The following is a 12,674-nucleotide window of genomic DNA, read 5'->3' as shown; positions in this document are numbered from 1 at the left end:
AGTTCTATATTCAACAGCCAACAGTCAACAATCAACCATTTTCAAGTCAATTCCAACCATCCTTGATAACCAGTAACAATACGGTTTCCATCTTTGAGAATGTGAACTTCTATTTGATCACTAGCCCAGGTAACTTTATCTACAAAGGCGGGGTTAAAAACATGAACTTTTTGATTTTTGGAGGAAACTGGAGAATCTGGAGAATTAATTGCTAAAGACTCCACAAATGGCCCATCAATTAAAATATCAAGTTGTTCTAATAATGCTTGAGAAGCAGGGGGTGCTGATTCAGATTGTAGTTGTTTCAGGGTGAAGCCTGTAAAAGACATGACACTTAAACCAGCAGCTTTCAGCTTACGAGCTAATTCCGCCAATGCTGTTGCTTGATAAAAAGGTTCTCCACCGGAAAATGTCACACCTTGATTTTGCGGTTTGCTGAGAATTTGCTCAACAAGAGAATCTACAGAAACTAGTTGGTTGATTTCAAACGTCCATGAATCAGGATTAAAACATCCTGGACATTCACGGGGACAACCTTGTACCCAAACTACTGCACGACAGCCGGGGCCATTTACCTCTGACTCATCGATGTAACCCATAATGTTGAGATAGCCAGGGGGAATTTCTGGAAGTGTAATTGGTGGGTTGGTTGATTGGGTTTCCATTGGTTTCTCCTTGGAAGCGTTGGTTGTTAACTAGTTGAACGACACAGAAATATTGTTGGCGGTGGGTGTAAGGGAAAGACGGATTTACCCCCATACCCCTAGTTTATCGGGGCGCAACGTACAGGAATTTTTGTGGCATAGTGGATTGTGTCAGCCAGTGGCTTGAGGATATTCGCACTGAGACATTTAAGTTGACGTATACTATCTGAGACGGATTCAATTGCATCATTTCCCCTAGCATCTAATTGTCGAACTAAAACACGGGGGCGAGCAGGAACGTTAAGTTGAATTTCCTGAGGATTTAGACGTTCTATCTGTTGGATGTAAATCTCTATCATTTCCGTTGTCCAGGGAGACAACACCATTGTTTGAATAGCGAGATTCCCTTGATATTCTTCTCGAAATTGCTCAATACCTGCAAGAATGTGCGGTAGATTAATTGTCGCTACAGGTTGATTGATGCGCTGCAATTGATTTGACGAAATCGCATCTAGTTTAACAGCCACAATATCTGCTGATTGCAAAGCATGACGGACTGTAGTGTCACTCAGCAAGGTACTGTTGGTTAAGACTACTGTTGGCCTTTGTGTTACCTGTTTTGCGATCGCCAAAATTTCCTCTAAGTTTAGTGCTAAAGTAGGTTCGCCACTGCCACTAAGGGTAACGACATCTACCTGGTCGTAAGGCGCAAGTGCTTGCAAATCCTCCCATAATTGGCTTGTAGGGACGAAAATCTGACGCTGACTGGTATGTGCTTGAATTTGCCCTAACTGACAGTAGACGCAGTTAAACGAGCAGGTAGATACAACCCCAATGGGATCGATACCAAGAGAATTTCCAAATCGCCAAGATTTGACAGGCCCATACACAGAGGAACAACTAAAATTTTTGGGGGATTGCATAGCACTCATATTTGTTCTATCACCGTAATGGCGATCGCCTAAGAGTCATTAGCAAAAATTTATAGCCATAACATGAGGAACTTGTGAGGCTGTTCAGACGAAGCAGCCGTTAAAAGTTCTCGTTCTTTCTCCTCTCTCCATACTCACCAGTCTTTTGTCATTTATGTAACAAATGTGCGTTATAGTTGTGAATAATTGTGGGGACAATTATTACTAATTGAGTTTTTTTGGCGATATTTTCGCCAAATTGCTGACTTTTCATGATTTTGATCACGTTTAAATTTTTTAGTTCGTTTATCTCTTTTAAAATTTGCTGCCTAATTTGATAGTATGCTCATAGATTATCAACGAACAAAAATTTTATTAATTGATAATTCTTTGGAAAATTGGCGCTGTTTGTCAGGTTTTTTAGCAGAAACAAAGTACTCATTACAAAGGGTTAGCACTGCTAAAATATCAATCAGCAGTGTCAGTGAATTAATGCCTGATCTAATTTTAATAGATAGTTCTATTGATAAAATAGACGGACTTTCTTTTTGCCAAAATTTAAAGGCGGAGAAGTCCCTCCAAGACATATCTATTCTCTTGCTCACTTATATTGAACAGCTTTCTGAATATAGCAGTTATTTTCAAATAGGTGTATCTGACTTTATTAGTAAGCCATTACGCCAAGAAGAATTTTTGTTACGGATGAGAAATCAATTAAAAATTCAAAGCAAACAGAAAAATCAATTAGAAGAACCTCATCAGTCGTTTCCAGTTGTGGATGGTTTAATATCGTTGAATAACGCACTGAATCAAAATGTCATAAGTAATAAAAAAGAATGTTGTTGGCAACTATCAGAGTTAAATAACGAAGAAAGTATTAATCAATCATTAAACTCCCATTCGTTAGTAAGTAGTAACAGCAAGATTACAAGCTCAAAAAACAATACGCAGGAATACCAGACTAATACTGTCAAGCTGTACAAACATAATTTAGTATTAACGAAACTGGGAAAAAATCCAATCCTATATCAAGGGAATTTAAAAACAGCCCTTGCAGAAATTACAAATGTTGCTGCTCATAATTTAGGTATAGAGCGAGCAAGTATTTGGTTATATGACGAAACACTTACTAAAATTCAATGTGCCGATCTATTTGAATATAGTCGCAATCAACACAGTGCAGGAATGTCTTTATCAGCAAAAGATTATCCCACTTATTTTCAAGCCTTGCATCAAGATGAAGCGATCGCCGCAGATGATGCTTATACAGATCCGAGAACAAAAGAATTTGCTCAATCTTACCTCACCCCTTTGAATATCACAGCCATGCTAGATACACCCATTCGTCTAGCAGGTGAAACCGTCGGGGTTTTATGTTTGGAAGCAGTAAAATCACCTCATCATTGGACACCCGAAGACCAAAATTTTGCTCGTTCTTTAACTAACTTAGTGTCCTTAGCCTTGGAAGCACGGGAACGCCAGCGTGCAGAAGCAGCACATCGGATTTCCGAACAAAAACTAGCATCAGCCTTTAGAGCATCTCCTGACCCCATTACTCTTTGTACTTATCCAGAAACACGTTATATCGAAGTTAACGACAGTTTTTGTCGCTTATTTGGTTATTCTCGTTCTCAAGTCATTGGTAACACCGATAAAGAATTAAATATTTGGGTAAATCTAGAAGAGTGCAATTTTCTGTCCCGAATTCTCGAAAAAGCCAAAGCCATTCGCAACCATGAAGTTGATTTTCGCACTAGCAGTGGAGAAATTAAAACGACGCTGTTTAGTGCGGAAATGATTGAAATTGATGGACAAAAGTACATCCTGGGTACAGCAAAAGATATTACAGAACGCAAGCAAGCCGAAGCGGAAAGCCGTTTATTACTATTAACAACCCAAGCGATCGCCCGTGCAGTTGATGTGAAAAGCGCCTTAACCTTAGTATTGCGGGTAATTTGCCAAACCATTGGCTGGGATTTTGGGGAAGCATGGACACCCAATCGTGAATCTCATGTTTTAGAACATAGTTTGGTTTGTTACTGCGAGGAAGCAAGTTTAGAGGAATTTTGTCACCAAAGTCAAAATCTAAGAATTGCACCGGGTGACGGACTACCAGGACGAGTTTGGCAAACCAAACAATCTGAATGGATTGAAGATGTTTCTCAAGTCAAGCAAGGACAATTTTTGCGATCGCCACAAGCAGCCAAAGTAGGTTTAAAAGCAGGGTTTGGTATTCCGATTCTTGCGGGAAAGGAAGTATTGGCAGTTTTGATATTTTTCAAGCGCAGTTCTATCTCCATAGATAAGCGTTTACTCATGCTGCTAGGTGCTGTTGCTACCCAATTAGGTAGCTTGATTGAACGCAAGTTAATAGAATCTGCTCACAGAAAGAGCGAAGAACGTTTACAACTAGCCTTAGAAGCCAGCGATTTAGGGTTATGGGATTGGAATATTGCCACAGGTAAAATTTATCGGGACTGGCAATGGCAAAAGATGTTAGGTTACGCACAAGAGGATATAGAAGATGACGAACGAGTCATTCAGCAATTGTTACATCCTGAAGATTTAGCCGGAGTCACATCAGCCATCGCTGATCATTTGCAAGGTGTTACTCCCGTTTATGAAATGGAATTTCGGATGCGTTGCGCCGCCGGGGGTTGGAAATGGGTACAGTCTCGTGGCCAAATTGTGGAACGCGACGAACAAGGTCAGCCTTTACGGATGACAGGTACGACCAAAGACATTACAGAGCGAAAAATTTTAGAAAAAGAACTAGAATTGCGAGAAGCTCGTCTCAATGCCTTTTTCAGTGGCGCTCCTGTGGGTATGAGCATTTTCGATGATCAACTACGGTTTGTGCAAATTAATGAGTTGATAGCAGATATTCACGGTAAATCTGCTCAAGAACATATTGGCAGGACTCTGGAAGAGATAGCACCCCAAATCGCCCCTCTAGTCACACCATTCTGCCAACAAGTACTCTTAACCAGTCAACCAATTCTGAATGTAGAATTGAGTCTGCCCGCAGTCAACCAACCAGATAGCCTACGTCACTTTTTAGTTTCTTATTTTCCCATTCCTGGGGAGGGTAATCAGCTTTCTGGTGTGGGTAAAGTGATAGTAGAAATTAGCGATCGCCAACGAGCAGAAGAAGCTCTCAAAGAAAGCGTCGAGAGGGAAAGAGCGATCGCCCAAGTCATTCAACGAATGCGCCAAACCCTAGATTTAGATACCATATTTACTGCTACCACCGAAGAACTCAGACAGGTCCTCAACTGCGATCGCGCCGTAGTTTATCGTTTCGATTCCCAGGGGAGTGGTGAATTTGTCGCTGAATCTTGGGGAAAAGATTGGATTTCCCTCATGGAAACACATAAAAATGCACCCCATCTGACAGAAAATACAGTGCAAGACCAAAGTTGTCTGGCCAAGTTGTTAGAATACACTCCACAATCTACCCCAGACAAAAATTTTCTCTGCGTTTCCGACATTTATCAAGCTGGATTTGGTTCTTGCTACATTGAATTTTTAGAGCGCTTGCAAGCAAAAGCGTATATTATTGTCCCCATTTTATCTGGTGATCAAGTTTGGGGATTATTAGCAACTTACCAAAACTCTGGCCCTCGTCAATGGAAAACTGGCGAAATTAACATTGTCATTCAAATCGGTAATCAGTTAGAAGTTGCTTTGCAGCAAGCACAACTGCTGACACAAACCCAAAGACAATCACAAGCCCTAGAAGCAGCTGCGATCGCCGCAGATGGAGCAAACCGAGCCAAAAGCGAATTCCTCGCCAATATGAGCCACGAATTGCGGACACCACTCAACGCAATTTTAGGCTTCACACAAATTATGAGCCATGACAAAACACTGTCAAAAGACAACCAACAGAACCTAACGATTATTAACCGCGCAGGAGAACATTTACTAGACTTGATCAACGACGTTCTAGAAATGTCAAAAATAGAAGCGGGTAGAACCACCTTAAACATTAATAACTTTGATTTAATTCACCTCTTGGATAACTTGCAAGAAATGATGCAAGGCCGAGCCAAGGCAAAGGGTTTACACCTCCAATTTGAATACGCCCCTAACATAGCCCAACATATCCAAGCTGACGAAAGTAAACTACGTCAAGTCTTACTCAACATCTTAGGTAATGCCATCAAGTTTACCGAAACGGGCAGTATCATCTTACGGGTGAAGATGGGGGATGGGGACTGGGGACTGGTGAGTCAGCGCGGTCTTCTCTACGAGACACTGCGCGAAGGGGGTTTCCCCCATGTTGGCGTTAGCCTTCCCGTAAAGGTGCAACTGACGAACTCCGAAGGAGGGACTGAGGATGAGACAAAAACTCATCTCTCAACACCTAACACCCAATTCCCCATCACTAATCCCCGGTTCCTGATATTTGAAATACAAGATACTGGCATCGGCATCTGTGATGATGAAGTGGGTGTATTGTTTGAAGCATTTGGACAAACAGAAGCCGGTAGAAAATCTCAACAAGGTACAGGATTAGGTTTAGCTATTAGCCGTAAATACGTACAACTGATGGGGGGTGATATTAGCATTAGTAGTACTGTGGGGGTGGGGAGTACATTTAGTTTTCGGATACAAGTGGGTTTAGTTTCTGCCCATGAAATTCCCTGTCAGCCTACTGCACGCTCAGTCATCGGTTTAGCACCACAACAACAAGAATGTCGCATCTTGGTAGTGGATGATGTAGCAGACAGTCGATTATTGTTGGTGAAACTCCTGTCATCTGTTGGTTTTGTGGTGCAAGAAGCTGCCAACGGTCAAGAAGCTCTGGCTATATGGCAACAGTGGCATCCACAGTTAATCTTGATGGATATGCGGATGCCAATAATGGATGGTTATGAAGCCACCCACTTCATTCGTTCTGCTGAAACAGAGAATCACACCACCATACCCAACCCCCACACGATTATCATTGCTTTGACTGCTCACGCTTTTGAAGAACAACGCCAGGCAATGCTGCAAGTGGGCTGTGATGATTTAATTAACAAGCCGTTCTCCGAAAAAGAAATTCTAGAAAAGCTCAATAAATACTTAGGAATAAAATACCTTTATCAAGAAGACAGTTCTCAAACACTAAAAGCTAGGACAACAATATTTGCACATGATAATTTGTTGCCTTTGTTATCTACATTACCAAGAGATTGGGTAATAAATTTATATAATGCTGCCGCCCAATGTAGCGATGATCTCATTTTAAAGTTAACCGAAGAAATATCTTGCGAAAATACTGCTTTGAAAGAGTATTTCGTAGATTTAGCCCATAATTTCCAGTTTGAAAAAATTATGCAGATAGTTAGTACTATCAAAGATGTTTCGTAATCAAAATTCATCGAACTTAGGAGTTAGCATTACCACGCCAGTAGGGTGTGTTACGGCTATAAATCAATTAAAAATTAAAAATTAAAAATTAAATTTAGCCATAACGCACCGCTTCATAGATGTGCGTTAGGCTAGCTAGGAAAGGATTGTGCATGAATTTTTCACTACAAAATCAACACCATACCCTTACACCCCTATAACCATCACGTACTACGAATTAAATCTGGCTCAATTAATGAATTGAGTAATGTCCACAAATGTAAATCTGTAAAATCATGAATCGCCATAAATGAGCCAACCTCCTGCAAAACATCTGGGTCGTGAGTAGAAGCAATGCCAATAGTCCGAATACCTGCACCAACTGCTGCGCGAATCCCAGAGGGGGAATCTTCCAACGCGATCGCCTTTTCTGCTGAAATTCCCAATTTGCCCAAAGCAACTTGATAAGGTGCTGGATCTGGTTTACCTGCTACGCAATCATCAGCCAAGACAATTTGATGAAAACTTTCTGTTATCCCCAACACCTCCAACATAAACTCTGCATTTAATCTCGGAGCATTGGTTACTAAAGCACGTTTCAGTTGATGTAGTTCTGTCCAAGCTATGAGTTCAGCAAATCCGTTTAATGGTTGAAGATGGGAGGCTAGTTGCCGAAACAAGGCTTCTTTTTCATCGGCAAATTCTCTACCTGCGGCTGATGATAATTCTGGCAGAATGTCCTTAACAATTTCCGGGTTTAAACGACCACTAATTCGAGATTTATAAAATTTTTCATCAATTTCTATGTTGTATTTCCACAACATTTGTTGCCAAGCTTGGTAATGTATAGGATCAGTATTGACAATAGTACCGTCCAAATCAAAGAGAATCGCAGTTACCATGATTTTTGGATGTAATGTAAATAATTATTAACTTAATTTAGATAGTCTACATTGTTTTGTGTTCCTCAGTCATCTCCGACTCCCATAGAGGTTAGAGGTTAGATTAAAGGTATTACCCAGTCCTCAGTTCTCGATATGGTAGCCGCTACAAACTTTTTTCGTGTTGATCATCTGTCAGTCCAAATTTACAAATCTGAAGCCGACATGGCTCAGGATGTGGCAGCGATTGTACGCAAGTATCTACAATCTTTACTAGAAGAAAAAAAGACTGCTGCTGTGTTGCTAGCAACAGGAAATTCTCAACTAAAATTTTTGGATGCGTTGATAGCCTTGGGTGGTATAGATTGGTCAAGAATTACCTTATTTCATTTGGACGAATATTTAGGAATTACGGCTGATCATCCGGCAAGTTTTCGCCGCTATATGCAGGAACGCGTAGAAAAGCGAGTTTTTCCCCAACAATTTCACTATATTGAGGGTGATACATTAGAACCCTTGGCAGAATGCGATCGCTATACTAAATTACTACAAGCACAACCAATAGACCTGTGTTGTCTTGGCGTTGGTGAAAACGGACACTTAGCTTTTAATGATCCATCTGTAGCGAATTTCCAAGACCCTTACAGCGTCAAGCTGGTGAAACTAGATCCGGTAAACCGTCAACAGCAGGTTAATACAGGACAATTTCCTCATCTTGATAGTGTTCCTCAGTACGCTTTTACTGTCACCTTGCCATTAATCTGTTCAGCTAAAAAAATATTCTGTCTAGCACCAGAACAACGTAAAGCACAGATTGTCAAACAAATGCTACAAGGGTCAATTAGTAAAACTTGCCCAGCTTCTGTGTTACGCCAACAACCACAAGCAACTTTATTTTTGGATATTAATTCAGCTAACTTATTATCCTCTTAACTTTTTCCGTTGCGTGTGATCTAATTTTTCCAGTGTTGATGTCCAGAGTTTTGCACCAGTTGGTGATTAAAACCTTGGGCATTTAAATCTTCAATGATTTTCGTCTTTAATACAAAAACGTATATTTTTTCACTAGAAAATATATAAAATTCTGGTGAGGTATTTGCCTAAGTCTTCACAGAAATTATCTGGACTAAATCGGTTTTAAGTTTTTGAGAACTTTATTATGGCAATTGATTTATAAAGAATCTGTATAGCTTGTATCTGACGTTCTTAATACAACCATTCTTTATATTACTATGACATTGATAATTTTCCGAAAAGTCAGGTTAATTAAAGAACCATGCTACAGCATATAAGTCTTAAAAAATTGAGCTATGTCATGATGTTTTTATCTTTGATATGGGGAATTTATATTTTAAGTTTTGTTGTCATAAATTTCAGTGATTATAGTGGCGACCAAATCAATGATGCCTACAGAATTATGGCAACATGGGATGACAAATGGCCCACATTAGGTTCAGGCCCTACTGCTTGGTCAGGTCTGGTCGGCGAATTTTATCTGCCACCTTTATATTACTATTTAGTATTTCCTTTCACTGCCTTGACTGCTGATTTATCTGCTCAAGCAATGCCAAATGCTCTCCTTACTTTCTGTTCCATTCCTTTACTTACTTTAACCACTTATAAACTGCTAGAAAATGTTGAACGTGATAAAAGGTTATTTCTATCAGCATTAGCAGGATTCTGGTATATCTGTCTGTTTCAAAATATTGTCATGAGTACAGGTAATAGTATTGCTGGAAATCCCGTATCAATTACATTTTTTCTACTTTGTTTTGTATTACTATACACTTATCAACTGGAAGGTAAACTATCTTCAAATCTAGAGTTATTGTCTTGGATAGCTTATGGTTTTGTACTAGCAATAATATCAAATTTACACTTTTCTACTCTCTATGTAATGCCAGTAGTTTTTGTCATTACGATTATTTTTTATATTTCTATAAATTTCCGACAAAAGAGAAGATGGATGTTGTCTGGTGTAGCTATTTTATCTGCCATCATTACGATGACACCGTACTGGGTCGGTGAAATTGGCAGAAACTGGATAAACACCACCAGAATTATCGCCGTAGCAACAAAATCTAGTAGCAGTAAAGAATATGGCATTTCGCTGTTATCAAGATTCAAGGCTATATTCAACGGTTATTTTGGATTAGGTCAAGAAGTCTATTTTGCTGGTGAATCTTGGAAAAGTGGATTAATTTCCCTAGTCTTTCTTGCTTTGATATTAGGATTGGGGATTATAAAATTTCGAGGCAATCGGATACTGTTAAATTTATTATTCTTAATCTGGCTGGTATTCCTAGCTGCCTATTCGTCCACAGATATGGAAAAGACTTATAATCCTACATTTTATAAATTGTTAATTTATCTGGCTCCTATCTTTTTCACGGTTTGTAGTTTAGCTTATCTAAATTTTTCCAAAAATTTTAATAGTTTTCTATCAGTATTTATCATCGCCTGTATTACTATTTCTTTGATAATTAATTTAAACTTACATCTTAATTATATAAGCAGTAGATCAGGTATTCCCAGGATTCTTAGTACCCGCGATGTAGCAGATAGTCTGAGAAATTTGCCTGAGAAATCTACTCTTTGTCAACCTAATGGCAATTATCGCAATCTGAGAAACGATGAGTACATTGACCGTTATATTACTAAAAGAAGTCTGAATTTTATAGCTGAATGTCAAGCAGGCTTTTACATTATTCATACAAAATATGAATCATTAGGAAATTATAAGCTTAAGAAAAATGAAAAATTTCCCCAAGAATTGGCAAAATATCAAGAAAAATCTCAAATCATTGCCGAAACTCCTTTATATTATGTTTATCGTCTATCGGATAGTTAAAATTTACACATACAAAGAAATGGTTAGTTGGCAACCGACAACTGACCAATAAACTTTGATAAATTTAGTAAGTAGATGTTAAACGCTCTGGAGAATGATTATTTTTGGGCGGCGATTTCATCCATTGGAAAGCCACAAGATTCAATAGTAATCCAATGAGAAATAATAGCACCATTAATGTAATTTGATACCAAATGATTTGTGGCAGTAGCAAATCTAACACTAGATGGATGAAATTTAAAACGCTATAAATTATGGTCAATCCAAAATGTACTAATCTATAGCGTTTATTCTCAATGAATATATTGCCAATGGTTGCCAACATCGGCAGTACAAAAAAGCCCAGCATCAACCACATGATTCCTGATATCTCATTGATGTTTGTGGCTTTTTGCGATTCAATTACACTCAAACCGTGAAAAAGCGGCATTAAACCCAGTTGAGTATGAAATAAAGTTCCTAAAAGGAACACTATCCACAAAATGGCAATTTTCGTCGGATAATTTGTTGGCATATTATCTACCTAACTCCTTTCGCTAGAAACTTGCTCTATAAAGATTTACTTCTTAGTATACTGAGCAGGATTAAATGAGGACTCCTACATAGTTGTGAATTATCAAAGGGTTTAGGTATAGTCATTTAGGGGGATGTCAACAATTCAAGTTGTCATCTAGCTTGGGAAAGTCCAATGATTTAGATTTAGGATGATTTATCCCACAGCTATTTCGATTCCTGAGCCACAAATTCCCAACCCTGAACCAAACCCGCTACCTGGTTCTGAACCTACACCAGAACCAATGACTCCCCAACCGATACCGGAGCCTGTACCTGCTCCTATTCCCCAAACAGTTCCAGGGACTATTCCCCAAACTGTACCAGAACCTATTCCCCAAACCATACCGGGGCCTGTATAAACTCAAAATCCCACATCTAAAATGCTAAGAGCCGGAATTGTCGGACTTCCCAACGTTGGAAAATCTACTTTATTTAATGCTGTAGTCGCTAATGCCAAAGCAGAAGCGGCTAACTTCCCATTCTGCACAATTGAACCGAATGTCGGCGTAGTTGCAGTCCCAGATGAGCGGCTAAATGTGCTTTCACAAATTTCCGGTTCGGCACAAATTATTCCCGCACGAGTTGAGTTTGTGGATATTGCCGGCTTAGTGAAAGGCGCAAGCCAAGGTGAAGGATTAGGTAATCAATTTTTATCTCATATCCGAGAAGTTGATGCGATCGTTCATGTAGTACGTTGTTTTGAGAATGATGATATCATCCACGTTGCCGGTTCAGTTGACCCTGCAAGAGATATTGAAATCATTAGCATCGAATTGGGTTTATCAGATTTAGCTCAAATTGAACGCCGGATTGAACGCACGCGTAAGCAAGCACGTACCAGCAAAGATGCACAATTTGAGATCACAGTTTTAGAAAAGTTAGCTGCTGCCTTAAATGAAGGTAAATCAGTGCGGCAAATAAGTTTAACTGAAGAAGAAGCGGAAATTATTAAGGGACTGGGACTGTTGACAAATAAGCCGATTATTTACGCGGCTAATGTTTCTGAAGAAGAATTAGCAACTGGTAATGAATTTGTGGAAAGAGTACGCCAAGTTGCAGCCCAGGAAAATGCTCAAGTTGTGGTTGTTTCTGCTCAAGTAGAAGCAGAACTTGTAGAATTACCGGAAGAAGACAAGGCGGATTTTTTAGAATCTTTAGGGGTAAAAGAAGGCGGATTAAAATCTTTGATTCGTGCTACTTATGCTCTATTGGGATTACGGACTTATTTCACCAGTGGACAAAAAGAAACCCGTGCTTGGACAATCAATGCAGGAATGTCAGCACCCCAAGCCGCAGGTGTAATTCACTCTGATTTTGAGCGAGGATTTATTCGTGCGGAAACCGTTGCATACAATGATTTAGTTGCAAATGGTTCTCTGATCGCTGCAAAAGAAAAAGGGTTAGTTCGCAGCGAAGGTAAAGAATATATTGTGCAGGAAGGTGATGTGATGTTATTCCGATTTAACGTCTAATTATCAAGACGCGATTCGTC

General features: G+C 39.5%; 9 protein-coding genes. 5 read left to right on the top strand and 4 right to left on the bottom strand.

The window, feature by feature from the left end:
- Nucleotides 1–41 precede the first annotated feature (41 nt).
- Both GSQ19_RS02945 and GSQ19_RS02940 read right to left on the bottom strand, forming a co-directional pair.
- Nucleotides 42–665 (bottom strand): 4Fe-4S single cluster domain-containing protein, encoded by a 624-nt coding sequence (locus GSQ19_RS02945; RefSeq protein ID WP_011321298.1) that lies wholly within the window; start codon nt 663–665, stop codon nt 42–44.
- A 98-nt stretch (nt 666–763) separates the two neighbouring features.
- A complete protein-coding gene (locus GSQ19_RS02940; protein WP_011321297.1) occupies nt 764–1,576 on the bottom strand; it encodes a radical SAM protein in 813 nt (270 codons plus the stop codon).
- A gap of 321 nt (nt 1,577–1,897) precedes the next feature.
- Here GSQ19_RS02940 and GSQ19_RS02935 point away from each other — a divergent pair, with 321 nt between their 5' ends.
- Complete coding sequence (locus GSQ19_RS02935) at nt 1,898–6,916, top strand: GAF domain-containing protein (RefSeq protein ID WP_011321296.1); 5,019 nt, start codon at nt 1,898–1,900, stop codon at nt 6,914–6,916.
- Nucleotides 6,917–7,119: 203 nt separating this feature from the next.
- Here GSQ19_RS02935 and GSQ19_RS02930 read toward each other — a convergent pair whose 3' ends face one another.
- Entirely contained in the window at nt 7,120–7,797 is a 678-nt protein-coding gene (locus tag GSQ19_RS02930; protein WP_011321295.1) for an HAD family hydrolase, read from the bottom strand.
- Between the two features lie 135 nt (nt 7,798–7,932).
- On the opposite strand from GSQ19_RS02930, the gene GSQ19_RS02925 reads away from it, so the two are divergent.
- The gene (locus GSQ19_RS02925) at nt 7,933–8,709 is read left to right on the top strand and encodes a glucosamine-6-phosphate deaminase (RefSeq protein WP_011321294.1); all 777 of its coding nucleotides are present in this window, start codon (nt 7,933–7,935) and stop codon (nt 8,707–8,709) included.
- 343 nt (nt 8,710–9,052) lie between these two features.
- Nucleotides 9,053–10,627 (top strand): hypothetical protein, encoded by a 1,575-nt coding sequence (locus GSQ19_RS02920; protein WP_011321293.1) that lies wholly within the window; start codon nt 9,053–9,055, stop codon nt 10,625–10,627.
- Between the two features lie 64 nt (nt 10,628–10,691).
- Here GSQ19_RS02920 and GSQ19_RS02915 read toward each other — a convergent pair whose 3' ends face one another.
- Nucleotides 10,692–11,141 (bottom strand): hypothetical protein, encoded by a 450-nt coding sequence (locus GSQ19_RS02915; RefSeq protein ID WP_011321292.1) that lies wholly within the window; start codon nt 11,139–11,141, stop codon nt 10,692–10,694.
- 190 nt (nt 11,142–11,331) lie between these two features.
- Here GSQ19_RS02915 and GSQ19_RS02910 point away from each other — a divergent pair, with 190 nt between their 5' ends.
- Entirely contained in the window at nt 11,332–11,541 is a 210-nt protein-coding gene (locus tag GSQ19_RS02910) for a hypothetical protein (protein WP_011321291.1), read from the top strand.
- A 21-nt stretch (nt 11,542–11,562) separates the two neighbouring features.
- On the top strand, nt 11,563–12,654 hold the full coding sequence (gene ychF, locus GSQ19_RS02905) for a redox-regulated ATPase YchF (protein WP_011321290.1): 1,092 nt from the start codon (nt 11,563–11,565) through the stop codon (nt 12,652–12,654).
- Nucleotides 12,655–12,674 lie beyond the last annotated feature (20 nt).

This window comes from Trichormus variabilis 0441 (assembly GCF_009856605.1).
GTDB lineage: Bacteria > Cyanobacteriota > Cyanobacteriia > Cyanobacteriales > Nostocaceae > Trichormus > Trichormus variabilis.
The sequence above is the reverse complement of the archived record's forward strand: the minus strand, read 5'-3'. Positions and strand labels throughout refer to the sequence as shown.